At 56.1% G+C, this 16,899-nt stretch carries 16 protein-coding genes; 12 read left to right on the top strand and 4 right to left on the bottom strand.

The window, feature by feature from the left end; translation table 11 throughout:
• Positions 1-74: 74 nt before the first annotated feature.
• On the top strand, positions 75-1,250 hold the full coding sequence (locus tag Q1B13_RS16240; RefSeq protein ID WP_299082216.1) for an acetyl-CoA C-acyltransferase family protein: 1,176 nt from the start codon (positions 75-77) through the stop codon (positions 1,248-1,250).
• A 99-nt stretch (positions 1,251-1,349) separates the two neighbouring features.
• Here the strand turns inward: Q1B13_RS16240 and ubiB are convergent, their stop codons facing one another.
• Positions 1,350-2,879, bottom strand: a complete 1,530-nt coding sequence (ubiB, locus tag Q1B13_RS16235) for a 2-polyprenylphenol 6-hydroxylase (RefSeq protein ID WP_299082214.1) — start codon at positions 2,877-2,879, stop codon at positions 1,350-1,352.
• Positions 2,880-2,882: 3 nt separating this feature from the next.
• Complete coding sequence (ubiE, locus tag Q1B13_RS16230) at positions 2,883-3,635, bottom strand: bifunctional demethylmenaquinone methyltransferase/2-methoxy-6-polyprenyl-1,4-benzoquinol methylase UbiE (RefSeq protein WP_299082212.1); 753 nt, start codon at positions 3,633-3,635, stop codon at positions 2,883-2,885.
• Positions 3,636-3,721: 86 nt separating this feature from the next.
• On the opposite strand from ubiE, the gene mutM reads away from it, so the two are divergent.
• The 6 genes from mutM to recF all read left to right on the top strand — a co-directional run bounded on the left by mutM (position 3,722) and on the right by recF (position 10,643).
• Positions 3,722-4,573 (top strand): bifunctional DNA-formamidopyrimidine glycosylase/DNA-(apurinic or apyrimidinic site) lyase, encoded by an 852-nt coding sequence (mutM, locus tag Q1B13_RS16225; protein ID WP_298936401.1) that lies wholly within the window; start codon positions 3,722-3,724, stop codon positions 4,571-4,573.
• 66 nt (positions 4,574-4,639) lie between these two features.
• The gene (locus Q1B13_RS16220) at positions 4,640-5,416 is read left to right on the top strand and encodes an enoyl-CoA hydratase (RefSeq protein ID WP_298936524.1); all 777 of its coding nucleotides are present in this window, start codon (positions 4,640-4,642) and stop codon (positions 5,414-5,416) included.
• 518 nt (positions 5,417-5,934) lie between these two features.
• Complete coding sequence (gene rpsT, locus Q1B13_RS16215) at positions 5,935-6,198, top strand: 30S ribosomal protein S20 (RefSeq protein ID WP_170575014.1); 264 nt, start codon at positions 5,935-5,937, stop codon at positions 6,196-6,198.
• Positions 6,199-6,750: 552 nt separating this feature from the next.
• Positions 6,751-8,136 (top strand): chromosomal replication initiator protein DnaA, encoded by a 1,386-nt coding sequence (dnaA, locus tag Q1B13_RS16210; RefSeq protein WP_299082210.1) that lies wholly within the window; start codon positions 6,751-6,753, stop codon positions 8,134-8,136.
• Between the two features lie 228 nt (positions 8,137-8,364).
• Positions 8,365-9,486 (top strand): DNA polymerase III subunit beta, encoded by a 1,122-nt coding sequence (dnaN, locus tag Q1B13_RS16205; RefSeq protein ID WP_299082207.1) that lies wholly within the window; start codon positions 8,365-8,367, stop codon positions 9,484-9,486.
• A 59-nt stretch (positions 9,487-9,545) separates the two neighbouring features.
• On the top strand, positions 9,546-10,643 hold the full coding sequence (gene recF / locus Q1B13_RS16200) for a DNA replication/repair protein RecF (RefSeq protein WP_299082206.1): 1,098 nt from the start codon (positions 9,546-9,548) through the stop codon (positions 10,641-10,643).
• Here the strand turns inward: recF and Q1B13_RS16195 are convergent.
• On the bottom strand, positions 10,640-11,206 hold the full coding sequence (locus Q1B13_RS16195; protein WP_299082205.1) for a carboxymuconolactone decarboxylase family protein: 567 nt from the start codon (positions 11,204-11,206) through the stop codon (positions 10,640-10,642). The genes recF and Q1B13_RS16195 overlap by 4 nt on opposite strands.
• Positions 11,207-11,306: 100 nt before the next feature.
• Here Q1B13_RS16195 and Q1B13_RS16190 point away from each other — a divergent pair, with 100 nt between their 5' ends.
• From Q1B13_RS16190 to Q1B13_RS16170, 5 genes are all read left to right on the top strand, one after another.
• Positions 11,307-11,879: a TetR/AcrR family transcriptional regulator gene (locus Q1B13_RS16190; RefSeq protein WP_299082204.1), complete on the top strand. Its 573-nt coding sequence runs from the start codon at positions 11,307-11,309 to the stop codon at positions 11,877-11,879.
• 125 nt (positions 11,880-12,004) lie between these two features.
• Entirely contained in the window at positions 12,005-14,422 is a 2,418-nt protein-coding gene (gyrB, locus tag Q1B13_RS16185) for a DNA topoisomerase (ATP-hydrolyzing) subunit B (RefSeq protein ID WP_299082203.1), read from the top strand.
• A gap of 12 nt (positions 14,423-14,434) precedes the next feature.
• The gene (locus Q1B13_RS16180) at positions 14,435-14,716 is read left to right on the top strand and encodes a class II aldolase/adducin family protein (protein ID WP_299082202.1); all 282 of its coding nucleotides are present in this window, start codon (positions 14,435-14,437) and stop codon (positions 14,714-14,716) included.
• A complete protein-coding gene (gene rraA, locus Q1B13_RS16175; RefSeq protein WP_299082201.1) occupies positions 14,713-15,186 on the top strand; it encodes a ribonuclease E activity regulator RraA in 474 nt (157 codons plus the stop codon). The genes Q1B13_RS16180 and rraA overlap by 4 nt, the downstream gene beginning before the upstream one ends.
• Positions 15,132-16,238 carry an AbrB family transcriptional regulator gene (locus tag Q1B13_RS16170; RefSeq protein WP_299082200.1) on the top strand — a complete coding sequence of 369 codons (1,107 nt, stop codon included), beginning with the start codon at positions 15,132-15,134 and terminating at the stop codon, positions 16,236-16,238. Before rraA ends, Q1B13_RS16170 begins: the two co-directional genes overlap by 55 nt.
• A gap of 335 nt (positions 16,239-16,573) precedes the next feature.
• Here the strand turns inward: Q1B13_RS16170 and Q1B13_RS16165 are convergent, their stop codons facing one another.
• A complete protein-coding gene (locus tag Q1B13_RS16165) occupies positions 16,574-16,876 on the bottom strand; it encodes a hypothetical protein (RefSeq protein WP_299800001.1) in 303 nt (100 codons plus the stop codon).
• Positions 16,877-16,899: the final 23 nt, after the last annotated feature.

Genomic DNA, 16,899 nt, shown 5'->3' with positions numbered 1-16,899 from the left:
TCGTGACGGGACGTCCTATGGGACAGGCCTATGCTGCGAGTGCATACTGCCGCCAAACCCTGGAGGAGAAAAATATGACCGATATCGTATTGCTGGACGGTGCCCGCACCGCAATCGGAACATTTGGCGGCGCCTTGGCATCAACCGCCCCCATTGATCTGGCAACCGTCGCAACCGAAGCAGCGCTTGAGCGTTCGGGGGTAGAAGGCGCACAGATCGGACATGTAGTCTTTGGTCATGTGATCAATACCGAACCCCGCGACATGTATCTTTCGCGGGTGGCGGCGATGCAGGCGGGTATTCCCAATGGAACGCCAGCGATGAATGTCAACCGTCTGTGTGGATCGGGTGCGCAGGCGATTGTCTCAGCCGTCCAATCTCTGATGCTGGGTGATGCCGAATTTGCAGTGGCTGGTGGTGCCGAGAGCATGTCGCGCAGCCCCTACATTGTGCCTCAGGCCCGGTGGGGTGCGAAGATGGGCGATGTAACCTCGATGGATATGATGCTGGGCGCACTAAACTGTCCATTTGGCACCGGTCACATGGGCGTTACGGCAGAGAACGTCGCGGATGAGCATCAGATCAGCCGTGAGCAGATGGATGAGTTCGCATTGACGAGCCAGGCCCGTGCCGCCGCTGCGATTGAGGCGGGGCACTTCGAAAACCAGATCACGCCTGTGCAGGTCAAGGTTAAGCGGGACATGGTTGATTTCAATGTCGACGAACACCCCAAAGCGACCACGGCTGAGGCGCTGGCAGGGTTACGGGCAGTCTTCAAGAAAGACGGTCGGGTTACGGCCGGTAATGCATCCGGCATCAATGACGGTGCCGCGGCGATGGTCCTGGCCACCGCAGACGCGGCCGAGAAGGCGGGTTTGAAACCCAAGGCACGCATTCTGGGGTATGCCCATGCGGGTGTCCGCCCCGAGGTGATGGGGATTGGCCCGGTCCCGGCGGTGCAGAACCTGCTGAAGAAGACCGGTTTGTCCGCAGGCGATTTCGACGTCGTTGAAAGCAACGAGGCCTTTGCGGCGCAGGCTCTGGCCGTCAATCAGGAACTGGGGCTGGACGCTGCCAAGGTTAACCCCAATGGAGGGGCTATCGCACTGGGGCACCCTGTCGGGGCCACCGGAGCGATCATTACGCTGAAGACCCTATATGAGCTGGAGCGCACCGGTGGATCCAAAGGGTTGATCACAATGTGCATTGGTGGTGGTCAGGGGATCGCCATTGCCATTGAACGGCTCTGATCGGTGATCGGGCGTGGGGGGCTGTCTGCCCCCCCAATCGCGCCGAGGCGCGATTCCCCCCGAGGACATTTTTGGCCAGATGAAGTCGTTGGGTCGGAGTTAACCGAGTGCCAGGATTACCAAAACAACCGCGGCACCGGTTACGGCACCAAGAATTGCAGGCAGGATTTTCGAACGAAGGCGCGAATTTTGCGGTTCGTCTTTTTGGGTCTGGGCGATCAGGGCGCTTTCCACCAAGGCAGGCAACCGTGGGCCAAAACGAGCCAGAACCATCGCGGTTTTGCCAAGATCCCTCAGGGCTGCACGTGGGCCGATGGATTGCTTGATGTAATCCTCGACCACCGGGCGCGCCACCTCCCAGATGTTCATATGTGGGTCCAGAGAACGGGCCACACCCTCGACCACAACCATTGTGCGCTGTAGCAGGATCAGCTCGGTTCGGGTTTCCATGCCGAACCGTTCGGTCACTTCGAACAGATAGCTCAGCAGGCGGCCCATCGAGATATGCGTTGCATCCATGCCAAAGATCGGCTCGCCCACCGCGCGCAGGGCGCGGGCGAATTCGTCCACATCTTGATTGGCAGGCACGTAGCCCGCTTCGAAATGCACTTCGGCCACGCGTTTGTAATCGCGGCGGATGAAGCCGAAGAGAATTTCGGCATAGACGCGGCGAGTGTATTCGTCGATATGGCCCATGATGCCGTAGTCATAGGCAATGATGTCCCCGTTGGCGGCGACTTTCAGGTTGCCCTGATGCATATCAGCATGGAAAAACCCGTCGCGTAGCGCGTGCAGAAGAAACAGGCGCAAGACCCGCTCTGCCAGATCGTTACGATTGTGACCTGCGGCGTCCAGCGCATCGTTTTCACCCAGCGGCACACCATCCGCCCAACTGAGCGTCATAACGCGACGGGCGGATAGGGACCAGACAACCGGTGGCAGCCAGAATCCGGAATCGTTTTTTGTGTTGGCGGCGTATTCTGACGCGGCAGAGCTTTCCAGGCGCAGGTCAAGTTCGCCCCGGACTACCCCATCGAAATGCTCGATCACCTCCATGGGTCGCAGGCGTCGGGCGCTGGGCGCAAACAGCTGCACGATCCGGGCGGCGAAATAGAACGCGTCGACGTCTTTGCGGAACGCCCGCTCGATACCTGGGCGCAGGACCTTGACGGCGACGTCTTCACGGGTGCTGACGAGCTTTGCCTTGTGAACCTGTGCAATTGATGCGGCGGCGATGGGTTCACTGAACTCGCTGAAAATCTCGGCCACGGGTTGGCCAAGTTCTCTTTCCACTTCGGCCATCGCCTCGGCTCTTGAAAAAGGGGGCAGCTTATCCTGCAGCACACGCAATTGTTCGGCCAGCTCGTTTCCAACCACATCCGGGCGCGTTGAGAGCACCTGACCGAACTTGATGTAGGCAGGACCCAGCGCCGTCAGGGCGCGCGTGGCGGGCGGCATCGCGAGGTCGCCTTTGTAGCCAAGCCATTGGAAGGGTTTGCCCAGCGCATGGGCCACGAAGCGCAATGAGCGCGGTGCCTCGAACGCGTCAAGAACGACATTCATTGCGCCCGTGCGCTCTAGCGTGGCGCCTGTGCGGATCAGGCGAATGATGTTGTGTGGTCCGCGCATGCGTCAGATCTTCCAGCCGGAATGCAGCGCGGCGATGCCCATGCTGAGGTTGCGATACTTGGCGTTTTCGAACCCGGCGGAGCGGACCATGCCCAGAAACGTGTCCTGATCCGGGAAGTTGCGGATCGATTCCACAAGATACTGATAGCTGTCGTAATCGTTGGCGATTAACTTGCCCATGCGCGGGATGACATTGAAGCTATAGAGGTCATAGAGCTTTTGCAGACCGTCATTCGGCAATTGGCTGAACTCCAGCACCATGAGACGGCCGCCGGGCTTCAGCACACGATAGGCTTCGTTCAGCGCTTCCTGAGGACGGGTCACGTTGCGAATACCAAACGAGATTGTGTAGACGTCAAAGGTGTTGTCTTCGAAGGGGAGGGACATCGCGTCGCCCACCACCCAGTTCAGACTGTCCGACATCTGGTCGGCTTCGGCGCGCTGACGGCCTTCGGTCAACATCGGCTCGGTCAAGTCAAGAACGGTGGCGTGACCGTGCCCCGCACGCTTGAGGAACCGGAACGAAATATCTCCGGTGCCGCCCGCCACATCCAACAGTCGCTGGCCGGGGCGGGGCGCAAGCCAATCCATCATCGCGTCCTTCCAGATGCGGTGGATGCCCATCGACATAACGTCGTTCATCACATCGTACTTCGAGGCGACCGAGTTGAACACGCCCTGCACGCGGCCGGCCTTTTCAGCCTCGCGCACGGTTTCGAACCCGAAATGAGTGGTCTTGTCGCTATTGTCGGACATAAGCCTTGCCGTTTGTCGAATTTCGCCTCTGTTATAGGGCGATAAGGACCGGGCACAATGCGGCCCATTGAATTAGGAGCTCTCAGATGCCCGAATTGCCCGAGGTCGAGACAGTAAGACGCGGCCTGACCCCTGCAATGGAGGGTGTGGTGATTGACAAGGCGGATGTGAATCGCCCCGATTTGCGCTGGCCGTTTCCCGAGCGGATGGCCGACCGGCTGACAGGGCAGCGAGTCGATCGTCTGCGCCGAAGGTCAAAATACATTCTCGCGGATCTCAGCAGCGGGGAAACCTTGCTGGTTCATCTTGGGATGTCTGGGCGCTTGACGGTTTCGGGCGATCCGCTCGGGCAGTTTGCGCACACGCATCCGATGCCCGAAAAACATGACCACGTGGTGTTTCACATGGAAAATGGCGCGCGCATCACTTTTAATGATCCGCGCCGGTTCGGAGCGATGGACTTGTTACAGACCGCGACTGCGGAAAGTCACAAACTGCTATCTGTGCTTGGGCCCGAGCCGTTGGGCAATGATTTCCACGAACAGCATTTGATTGATGGGTTTCGCGATAAGAACACGCCAGTCAAATCCGCGCTTCTGGATCAGGGAATCGTTGCGGGTCTGGGCAACATCTATGTTTGCGAAGCGCTTTTTCGTGCTGGTGTGTCGCCACGTCGTAAAGCTGGTCAAATTTCTTCGCAACGCGTCGCGGCCTTGGTTCCGATCATCCGGAAAGTGTTGCGGGACGCGATCGAGGCGGGCGGGTCGTCCCTGCGAGATTTCAGACAAGCCGATGGAGAACTTGGATATTTTCAGCACAGCTTTGATGTATATGGACGTGAAGGTGAGGCCTGCCGAACCGATGGCTGTGGACGACCAATCAAGAGAATCACCCAGTCGGGTCGCTCATCATTCTATTGTGCGCAATGCCAAAGATAGCTTGATCCAGCGTTTTTGCGTGATAAGGAATCGTATCTGAACGGAACAACTGAAAGCTCGCATCTCATGGCTTTTGAGACGATCATCGTCGAAATCGAAGACCACGTTGCCCTTATCAAGCTCGACAGACCCGATGCGTTGAATGCACTGAACACCCAGTTGATGGGTGAATTGTGCACCGCGTTGGAAGAGGCTGACGATAACGATAAGGTGCGCTGCATCGTCATCACCGGGTCGGACAAGGCTTTTGCTGCGGGGGCAGACATCAAAGAGATGTCCGAAATGAGCTTTGTTGACGTTTACGGCCAAAACCTGTTTGGCGACGTCAATGATCGTATTTGCGCTATCCGCAAACCGATCATCGCAGCCGTGGCAGGTTACGCGCTGGGCGGAGGATGTGAACTGGCGATGTTGTGCGATTTCATTATCGCCGCCGATACGGCCAAGTTTGGCCAGCCTGAAATCAATCTGGGCGTCATTGCCGGTTTGGGTGGCAGCCAGCGACTGACCCGGTTTGTTGGTAAATCCAAGTCGATGGACATGAACCTGACCGGCCGTTTTATGGACGCGGAAGAGGCTGACCGCTCAGGTTTGGTCAGCCGGGTTGTGCCCGCTAAGAAGTTGATGGAAGAAGCAATCGGGGCTGCTCAGAAAATTGCTGAGAAATCCCAGCTGTCTGCAATGGCCGCGAAAGAGGCGGTTAACCGCAGCTATGAATTGCCGCTGAGTGAAGGCATGCTGTTCGAGCGTCGCGTATTCCACTCCATGTTCGCGACCGAAGATCAGAAAGAAGGCATGGCCGCATTCCTTGAAAAGCGCGCAGCTCAGTTCCGCGACAAATAGTACCTTAGTGTGAACTGGGCGAAGAGCGTCAGGCTAAAGCTCTGGCTTAGCGGGGAGGTGTGCTTACACTATTTCGGGCATGCAACTTTTAGTTAGCAATCAGTTGTGGGCCTTAAAATGAAATTGAATACCGGTTAGCGTAAGTTGAAATGAAGGGTAATGTGGTTGAATTCTTGGGGTGCTGCGGAGCAGTCGCCATCTTAGTTTTCTATAGATGGAAGACTGGTCAATCATACCTTTCCGTCGATTTGACGGTATCAGCGATCTTTCTTGTCTTAGCTTACTTCTACTACTTCAAGTTAAAGGGTAAATGATGAAGCTGGCGGGGTCGATTCCTCAGCTTTTGCCAGTTTTTAAGAATCGGCTTGGCAAACCCAACAAACTTGGATAACTAGCGCCGCTATACATGCGCGTGCGGCCCGCTTGGCCCGACTCACACTCGTGATTCCTGATCCGGTGCGGACAAACCCGTGGCGCGCAACCCAGATAACCGTACCGAACAAAGGTCAGAGACACACATGGCAAACTCGCCCCAGGCAAAGAAGCGCGCTCGTCAGAACGAAAAGCGTTTCGCAGTAAACAAAGCGCGTCGTTCGCGCATCCGCACCTACCTGCGTAAAGTTGAAGAAGCGATCGCATCCGGCGACAAAGACGCTGCAACCGCAGCTCTGCGTGCAGCTCAGCCCGAGCTGATGCGCGGCGTCACCAAAGGCGTCTTCCACAAGAATACCGCAGCCCGCAAAATGTCGCGTCTGTCGTCGCGCGTTAAAGCTCTGGGTTAAGCCCAGAAGGTGACCTAGGGTCACGTAAGCAAGGCTGAACTATTTTAAAAGCGTCGCGGCTTGCGACGCTTTTTTTCGTGTTGCCAGAATACCGCGCCTTCCCAAAACCAAGAGATTCTTTCGGCCAAAGACCCGAGTCAATATCAGAGTTTCGTTGCCGCGACCGGGCTGCTCTTGCTACCACTGTTCCAGCGATTCACTCGCTTGGGGGGACAGGCTGTTTCCACTTTCGGACTGACGGGCATCAGGAAGTTTGTGGAACGTTAGTCGTCGACCGGCCTAGGCCGGGCTGCCGATCTGCTAAGGATCACGGGACAACCGCTGATCTTGGCCCTGTCGAAAAATGAGATTGCGACGTGCAACCCGGTTTTCGGGGCACTCCTGTTTTGTGGAGTGTTCAGAAAACGGAAGAACCGAGCTTTCAAGGATTGACCCGCTGAACCCCTGGTTTGGCGACGGTAGACCTTTGTGCGTGTGGGTACATAAACCGGGGAACCGGATCATATTGATAAGGCCGGCAGGCCAATAAGAATGGGATGCGTGAGGCGCTGAATGACACAAGAGAAATGGGGACTACTTCGAAACAAGTTGCTGAAGGCTATTGGTCGGAACAACTTCACCACCTGGATTGAACCTCTGGAGTTTCAGGAGTTGCAGGATGGTGTGGCCGTCTTTTCGGTGCCGACCAATTTCATGGGCAACTATGTCAGCCAGAATTTTGCGGACCTCATTTTATACGAGCTCAACACCTCGGGTGAAACGGTGCAGCGCCTTGCCTTTCGCGTCGCCGCCAACTCACCGGTTCGGCCAACGCAAGTGACCGATTCTTCACCCAAGGCGACGCCGGAGGTAGCTGTTGTGCCGCAAATGGATAACCCACAATCCCCGTTGGATTCATTGCAAGCTGCGCCTCTGGATTCCCGTTTTACTTTCGACAGCTTTGTTGTTGGCAAGCCCAACGAACTGGCCCATGCCGCCGCACGCCGCGTCTCGGAAGGCGGGCCCGTCACCTTCAACCCACTGGTTCTTTATGGCGGTGTTGGGCTGGGTAAGACACATCTGATGCATGCCATTGCGTGGGAACTCAAAACCAAGCATCCCGAGCTGAACGTGCTGTACCTATCCGCCGAACAATTCATGTACCGCTTTGTGCAGGCCCTGCGCGAGCGTCGGATGATGGATTTCAAGCACCTGTTCCGCTCGGTTGACGTGCTGATGGTTGATGACGTCCAATTCATCGCGGGCAAAGATTCGACGCAGGAAGAATTCTTCCATACGTTCAATGCACTGGTGGATCAGAACAAGCAGATCATCATTTCGGCCGACCGTGCGCCGGGCGAGATCAAGGACCTTGAAGATCGTGTAAAGTCGCGTCTGCAATGTGGCTTGGTTGTTGACTTGCACCCAACCGACTATGAACTGCGCCTGGGTATCCTGCAGAACAAGGTGCAGCAATACCGCAGCACCTACCCTGATCTGACCATAACCGACGGCGTGCTGGAGTTCCTCGCGCATCGTATCTCGACCAATGTCCGCGTGCTTGAAGGCGCGCTGACACGTCTGTTTGCATTTGCATCGCTCGTGGGTCGCGAAATCGATATGGAGCTGACGCAGGATTGCCTGGCCGACGTGCTGCGGGCGTCTGAGCGCAAGATCTCTGTCGAAGAGATTCAGCGCAAGGTGTCAGACTACTACAATATCCGCCTGTCAGATATCATCGGGCCCAAACGTTTGCGGTCTTACGCCCGCCCGCGTCAGGTCGCGATGTATCTGTGCAAACAATTGACAAGCCGTTCGCTGCCCGAGATTGGCCGCCGGTTTGGCGGGCGTGATCACACCACGGTCATGCACGGCGTCAGACGTATTGAAGAGTTGAAAGTGACAGACGGCCAGATCGCCGAAGATGTGGAAATGCTGCGCCGGTCGCTCGAAGCCTGAGGTAAATCGCCAAAACCAGTCAGGAACGCCCTGGATTTGATGTCCGGGGCGTTTTCTTGTGCGCAATTGTCCACGGTCGATGCTGAACTGTGACCGGCGCACCACGTGCCTCTTGACGCAATGGGTATTCCGACCCAGAAATCCATAAAAAATCCTTGTGCCTCAGGGCTGAACCGCTAACTTGCCAGTCCCGCCTATTTCGGCACTTAAGTCAGAGGAATTGAGGGTATGAAGATCAGCATCGAACGCGGCACCCTTCTCAAGGCCGTTTCGCAGGCTCAGTCCGTTGTGGAACGCCGCAACACAATTCCGATCCTGGCCAATGTGCTGATCGAGGCCGAAGGCGATACAGCGCAGTTTCGTGCAACAGATCTGGACATCGAAGTTGTCGACAAAGCCCCGGCGCAGGTAGAAAAAGCCGGGGCCACCACGGTTGCCGCAACCACGTTGCACGAGATCGTACGAAAGCTGCCGGATGGCGCCCTGGTGACGCTGACGGCCGACAGCGCCGCGGGTCGATTGACGGTCGAGGCCGGGCGATCGAATTTCTCGCTGGCAACTTTGCCGAAAGAAGATTTTCCGGTGATGGCATCTTCGGAATATGCATCGAACTTTACCGCATCCGCTGCGCTGTTGCGCCGATTGTTCGACAAATCGAAGTTTGCCATCTCAACCGAAGAAACCCGCTACTATCTGAACGGGGTTTACATGCATATTTCAGATGGATCTGACGGCGGAAAGGTTCTGCGGTGCGTGGCAACAGATGGGCATCGACTGGCGCGCATTGATGCCGACCTGCCGGACGGTGCGGCGGATATGCCGGGTGTGATTGTGCCGCGCAAGACGGTGGGAGAGCTGCGTAAGCTGCTGGAAGATGACGAGATGGACATTGCCGTCTCGGTCAGTGAAACCAAGATTCGCTTTGCAACGCCTGATATTACCTTGACCTCAAAGGTGATCGACGGAACCTTCCCGGATTACACGCGTGTCATTCCACAGGGGAACAACCGGAAGCTGGAAGTTGACGCAGCCGAATTCGCGCAGGCGGTAGACCGAGTTGCGACTGTGTCGTCAGAACGGTCCCGCGCCGTCAAACTGCAGCTTGATGCGGATAGGCTTGTGCTTTCAGTGAACGCACCCGACAGCGGTGCTGCTGAAGAAGAGCTTGCTGTGGCCTACGGTGATGAACGGCTGGAAATTGGTTTCAACGCCAAGTACCTGCTGGAAATCGCATCTCAGGTGGATCGGGAAAACGCGGTTTTCATGTTCAATTCCGCAGGTGACCCGACATTGATGCGCGAAGGCAATGATCAGAGTGCGGTTTATGTCGTCATGCCTATGCGCGTCTGATCGCGCTGACGCGCGATGCCTCCGGCGCGAGTATTTTTGAAAAGATGAAGGGAGGGGTCATGGCTTTGGCCCTGACCGAGCTGACAGTCTCGCATTTTCGGTCGCACAAACTGTCGCGGCTGTCACTGGACGGGCGGCCTGTGATTATTCATGGGCCGAATGGCGCAGGCAAGACCAATATTCTAGAAGCCGTCTCTCTGTTTTCACCCGGGCGTGGATTGCGCCGGGCCAGCGCTGCCGAAATGACTCGCAGGCCAGAGGCGCTAGGCTGGAAGCTGTCCGGAGTACTGGTTTCTCTTGGACATCGGTCGGAAATTGAAACCTGGTCCGAATCTGGCGCGGCGCGGCAGGTTCGGATTGATGACAAAGCCTCCAACCAGATTGAACTCGGCAAGTTGGCGCGCGTTGTCTGGCTGATCCCGTCAATGGACAGGCTGTGGATCGAAGGCGCCGAAGGGCGGCGCCGGTTTTTGGACCGGATTGCCCTGAGTTTCGATCCCGCTCATGCCGAAGCGTCGCTGACATATGAAAAGGCTATGCGCGAGCGCAATCGGCTGCTGAAGGACCAGGTGCGGGATGGCCATTGGTATGCTGCGCTGGAAGGGCAGATGGCCGAAACGGGCTCTCGCATACATGTGGCACGCGAGGCTGCATTGGATCATTTAAGGACTGCGCAGGATCAGGCTGAAACTGCCTTTCCATCCGCTAAGTTGGAGCTTGTTCAGACTGAAGGCACAATGCCGACGACCGAAGACGATCTGCGGGACGCCTTGGCAGAAAGCCGGTTTCGCGATCTGGCGGCGGGACGGACTTTGGTCGGGCCGCACCGGTCGGACCTGTATGCTGTCTTTGCTGCCAAGGGGGTGCCAGCCAAAGATTGCTCGACAGGCGAGCAAAAGGCGCTGCTCGTCTCGCTGATTCTGTCGAACGCGCGGGCCTTGGCAGGGATGGTCGGCGCACCGCCGATCGTCTTGCTGGATGAGGTGGCCGCGCATTTGGACGCGACGCGCAGGGCTGCATTGTATGACGAGATTTGCGCGTTGGGCGCTCAGGCCTGGATGACGGGCACCGGGCCTGAGCTGTTTGCCGAACTGGGCGACCGAGCCCAATCGTTGGTTGTAACCGAAGACGAAGACGGCTCGGTCGTGACGACCTAGGCGGGTTCGCTAACTTTACGTTCCCACAGAAAACCTTGCATGACTTCGTCTACTGGCGTTTGCGCCATGTGGTTGACGTAGTTCGACATGGTTTTCTGCGCGAGGCCCAGGATCACATCGAGTACTGCGCGGTGCGAATAGCCTGCGTCAAAGAACGCCTGCAATTCTGCGTCGGTGACGTTTCCACGTTGCTGCATCACCTGTAAGGTAAACGTGCGCAGCGCGTTCAGTTTGGCGGTGGGCAGAGGTTTCTCGTCACGCAATGCGTTGGTGATGTCGTCCGAGACCTTCATCATCTTGGCGATGCCGGTGTGGGCGGGCACGCAATAGTGGCATTCGTTTTCAACGTTAATGGTCTGCCAGACGACGGTTTTCTCGTCATTATCGAAATCGGTTTGCAGGAACAGGTGGTGCAGAACCTGATAGCCTTCCAGGTGCTGGGGGCTTTCAGACATGACTTTGTGCAACCCTGGCAGACGCCCGAATGCAGCCTGCGATTTCTCAAGCAGTGGTTTGGACCCGTCCGGGGCGGTTTCGAGGTCATGAGAGGGGAAGTCAGCCATATCGGAACTCCTTTTTTTGGCGCGATGGGGTGGAAATAGGCTTTCTTGAGTGATCGTTCAAGTATATATTTGAGCGAACGTTCAAGAATTGGTGAAACTGATGCCCCGTAAACCCGAATATGATCGAGAGGCCTTGATCGCGCAGGCCCGTGACGTCTTCTGGCGTCAGGGCTGGGCAGGAACATCGCTGAAGGATCTGGAGCGTGAGTTGAAGCTGAACCCGGGCAGTTTCTATGCCGCCTTCGGCTCCAAAGACGCGCTTTATGCTTTGGCACTGGAGCGCTACACACAGGATGGGATTGCCCGACTGACAGCGCTGGCTGACAATTTAGGACCCAAGGCCGCGCTCATGGCGCAGCCGAAGCGCGTGATCGAAGATGCCCTGGCGCCCACAAAAGCCTGCATGCTGGCAAAGACCTATGCCGAATTGCAGGCCAAGGATCATGATCTGGCGCAAAGGGCGGCGGCTTATCTGGATCAGATGAAAGCCTGTTTCGCGAACCTGTTTCGCCGAGCCCAAGCTGCGGGTGAGATAAGACCCGGACACGATCCTGATCGGCTGGCGGCGCGGTATCAATCCGACCTTTTGGGTCTGCGATTGTCGGCGGAGCGCAGTGACGTGGACGCGCGGGCAATAGCTGCGGATATTGCAGCAGATATCGACCGGCTTTGACGCAACAGGCTTGGGTGGTCATGTTGGATATAAACATTCAATGCCAACACAAAATATTGGGGGATCGCGTGACAATCCCTACCAGAGAACGTATAAGTTCCTAAAATAATATAGGTACTAACGGCATGTCCGAAGACGCACAGGCACCTCAGGAATACGGCGCTGATTCCATCAAAGTTCTCAAAGGCTTAGAGGCGGTTCGTAAGCGCCCCGGCATGTATATCGGGGATACCGATGACGGCTCGGGTCTGCACCACATGGTGTACGAGGTAGTCGACAACGGAATTGACGAGGCGCTGGCCGGTCACGCCGACCATGTGACGGTGAAAATTCACGCTGATTCCAGCGTATCTGTCAGCGACAACGGCCGCGGAATTCCGGTGGATATCCATCCCGAAGAGGGCGTTTCTGCTGCCGAAGTCATCATGACCCAACTGCATGCCGGCGGTAAGTTTGACAGCAATTCGTACAAAGTGTCCGGAGGTTTGCACGGTGTGGGCGTATCCGTCGTAAACGCCCTGTCCAATTGGTTGGAACTGCGCGTCTGGCGCAAAGGCAAAGAACATGTGGCACGCTTTGAAGGCGGTGAAACCACGGAACATTTGAAAGTGGTCGGTGATTGCGGAGACCGGACAGGAACCGAGGTACGGTTCCTTGCGTCGACCGATACGTTCTCGAACCTCGAATACTCCTTCGAAACACTGGAAAAACGCCTGCGCGAATTGGCATTCCTGAATTCAGGCGTGCGTATTATCCTGATCGATGAGCGCCCCGCTGAGCGGCTGGAGACGGAGCTGTTTTACGAAGGTGGCGTCAAAGAATTCGTAAAGTACCTGGACCGGTCAAAATCTTCTGCAATGCCAGAGCCGATCTATATCAAGGGCGAGCGTGACGACATCGGTGTTGAAATCGCGATGTGGTGGAATGACAGCTACCATGAGACGGTTCTGCCCTTTACCAACAACATTCCGCAGCGCGATGGCGGCACCCATATTGCCGGTTTCCGCGGTGCTTTGACCCGAACTATAAACAACTATGCGCAATCCAGCGGGATCGCGAAAAAAGAGAAAATCAACTTCACCGGTGACGATGCCCGCGAAGGTCTGACTTGCGTGCTGTCGGTAAAGGTTCCGGATCCGAAATTCTCGTCTCAGACCAAAGACAAGCTCGTCAGCTCCGAAGTTCGTCCGGCGGTGGAAAGTATGCTGAATGAGAAACTGGCCGAGTGGTTTGAGGAGAACCCGAACGAAGCCAAGATTATTGTCGGCAAGATCATCGAAGCCGCCTTGGCGCGCGAGGCCGCACGTAAGGCCCGTGAATTGACACGTCGCAAGACGGCCATGGATGTGAATTACCTGGCCGGAAAACTGAAAGACTGTTCGGAAAAAGATCCGTCCAAGACCGAAGTCTTCCTGGTCGAGGGTGACTCGGCCGGGGGATCTGCACAGACGGGCCGTGATCGGCTGACACAAGCCGTTTTGCCACTGCGCGGTAAGATCTTGAACGTTGAACGCGCACGGTTTGACCGGATGCTGTCGTCACAGGAGATTGGCAACCTCGTGATGGCGCTGGGCACAGGCATTGGCCGCGATGAGTTCAACATCGAAAAGCTGCGCTACCACAAGATCGTCATCATGACCGATGCGGATGTGGACGGCGCGCACATCCGGACACTTTTGTTGACCTTCTTCTACCGCCAGATGCCGGAGCTGATTGAAGGTGGATATCTCTATATTGCCCAGCCGCCGCTTTATAAGGTCTCGCGTGGCAAATCCGAGGTTTATCTCAAAGATCAGGCAGCGCTGGACGACTACCTCATCAACCAAGGCGTCGAAGGCGCCGTGCTGAAGCTTGGTTCGGGTGAGGAAATCATCGGTCAGGATCTGACCAGGGTTGTGGATGAGGCCCGGCAGCTAAAGCGCGTACTGGACGCGTTCCCGACCCACTATCCGCGCCATATTCTGGAACAGGCGGCCGTTGCGGGCGCCTTTGTGCCCGGCGCGGTGGATGCCGATCTTCAAGGTGTCGCCGATAAGGTCGCCGCGCGTCTGGACCTGATCGCGTTGGAATATGAACGCGGCTGGCAAGGTCGCATCACGCAAGATCACGGCATCCGTCTGGCTCGCATTCTGCGCGGCGTCGAAGAAGTGCGCACACTAGACGGCCCGATGCTGCGGTCGGGCGAGGCCCGCAAAACCGGCAGCTTCACCCAAAGCCTGCAAGAGATCTACAACACGCCGGCCAGCCTGATCCGCCGCGACCGCTTGCAAGCAATCCACGGCCCGCTGGACCTGCTGCGCGCCATTCTGGAAGAGGGCGAAAAGGGCCTGTCCTTACAACGCTACAAGGGCCTGGGCGAGATGAACCCCGATCAACTCTGGGAAACCACGCTGGATCCTGACGCGCGGACGCTGTTGCAAGTGCGGGTGAACGATATGGTTGAAGCGGATGACTTGTTCACCAAGCTGATGGGCGACGTGGTCGAACCCCGTCGTGAGTTCATTCAGCAAAACGCATTGAGTGTCGAGAACCTGGACTTCTAAGCTTGTGTGGTGATGCGCGTTGGCACGGTCGAACTGGTTCCATACGTAACGCCGGGCGACCCGAAGTCCGGTGATTTGATCCGCGAACTGGGAGGCAAATATAATGCTATTCTATTGGCCAATCACGGTCCCGTCGTCTCGGGAAAGGACCTCTTTTCAGCGGTTTGCACGGCAGAAGAGTTGGAAGAAACGGCCAAGCTTCTTGTGACACTGCGCGGCCTGCCAACCCGCTTACTGGATGCTGAAAAGTCGCAGAACTCAAAGAGACTTTCGGAAGGATTTAATCCATCATGAAAACCGCTGACCTTATCGATCACCATGCATCAGAGCCTACACTTGTTCACCTACCGTTTCGGCAGTTCGGGACAAAACCATTCTTTGCGGCGCAAATACAGACACTGAAGTGCTTCGAAGATAACACGGAGCTTAGGGCGCAGCTGGAAACACCCGGTGAGGGGCGCGTTTTGGTTGTCGACGGCGGAGCACCAACGCGAATTGCAATTCTTGGCGATATGTTGGCTGATCTTGCAATCCAAAATGGATGGGCTGGTCTTACCCTGAATGCCGCAATTCGAGACAGCGCCGAAATCAATCAAATGGACACTCTGGTATTCGCCTTAGCGACCAGCCCCGTCAAAAGCGAGAAACGTGGATGGGGCGTAATCGGGGAGCCGGTGACCTTCGGGAGGGTTAAATCCCATCCTGGTGATTGGGTTTACGGCGATGCGGACGGCGTGTTGCACAGCAAGAAGCGATTGGTCTGATTTCGAGTTTTGCCAAATTCTCACAACATGGCGCTATCATAGTCACGGCAGCTGTTGCTGGCTGGCTTGTATCGCTCACAGGCATTCCACTGGGGTGGATGATCGGGTCAATGTTGGTGACCATCGCCGGGTCGTTGAAGCAGTTTCCTGTCAAACTACCGGGCCCTATATTGGACCTGGTAAGAGCAACTGTAGGTGTGTTGTTGGGCGCATCCTTTACGCACGAGTTGCTTTCCTCTTTTGGTGCCTGGTGGGTGTCGCTGGCCTTCTTACTGTTAGCCCTTGGAATAATGTACGTCCTGGGTTTCTACCTTTTACGACGTATTTCGCGCTTTGATGCATTGACAGCTTCTCTTTGCGCAATGCCGGGTGGCATTGCCGAAATGGTGTTGCTGTCCGAGCAAAAGGGTGCGGATCAGGCTCGTGTCGCTATCGTTCATGCGTTGCGCATTGCATTAGCAATTTTGTTGATTCCACTACTAATCAACCTGATTGCAGACTTCGAAGTCATTCCACCCGAAGCGCAAACACAGCTGGCTTCGATCACGTTCACCGATTGGATTTGGATTTTCGGATGTATTGTTGTGGGAATGCTAGCACGGGGTAGGGTGAAGCTGCCGGCACCTATTGTGGTAGTGCCGATGATATTCAGCGCGGCCGTTCACTTGCTGGGATGGACAGAATTCGAGATCCCGGTTTCTGTGACTGCGTTGGTGCAGGTCTTCATAGGCATTAATGTTGGTGCACGCTTTTCCGGAGTGCCCATCAAAGCACTGATCGCAGCTCTAGGTGCAGCTGCCATGGTTGTCGCTCTCCAGATTTCTGTGGCTTTCTCAGGCGCGTTGGCGGTTGCGAACGCGCTGGAGACAGACCCGGTCGCACTTGTCTTAGCCTATTCACCCGGAGGCTTGGCGGAGATGTCAATCATAGCGGTGAGCGTTGGTCGCGATGTTGCGTTCGTCGGCGTACATCATGTTTTCAGAGTTTTGGCAGCCCTTGTTTTGGCACCTGTCCTCGTAGCGGCTCTATCAAATCGGGAAATTAAGCATTGAAGAATCCGATGGAGTTCACCTGGTCAGCAATCGATGCCGCCTTTGCAGCAAAGCTTGTATGTCGCCAAAGTACTAGTTGGCTGGCTACGAGAAGGCCGACCGAGCCGCGCTACATTGAAAGGGATCTATCATAACCTCGCAATTGTGTTGTGTTGTTCGATTTTGGGTTGAACTACTCCAATCAGAATGCACTTTTGATTGAGTTTTGGTGCGTTCAAGTTGATCGAGCCGCGCTACGACAATCGACAACTGAGCGCGCATATTGAACCGTGGAAACTATTGGGCAAATACTGTGCAAAATTGTGGGCGAATACACCCAGATTTTCTGAACAAAATCAAAGATGACAATGCAGCGTTATGAGCACACCTACAGCTTGTTGGAGGCGCGCTACTGTACCGAAGGGATGGGACAGATCAGAGCATCCGGTGAGGAAGCCTGGCACTCCGTTGCGCCGTTCACCCTCTAAGCATTGGATCAACACGACCGGCACGTGGCGCAAGCCACAGACGCCGATCTGCGGTTTGTTTGAGGCGCCACTCCACCGCTCAACGGGCGTGAAGCGCACCGCAACGACGGAAGCTATGCCCTGCCATTCGTAATAGGTTGCCCGAATGCACAGAATGAGTACGGCTCTCATTTTCCTTTTGATTTCAATGCGAT

The organism is uncultured Ruegeria sp., assembly GCF_947489545.1.
GTDB lineage: Bacteria > Pseudomonadota > Alphaproteobacteria > Rhodobacterales > Rhodobacteraceae > Ruegeria.
This window is presented reverse-complemented; position numbering and strand designations above follow the sequence as displayed.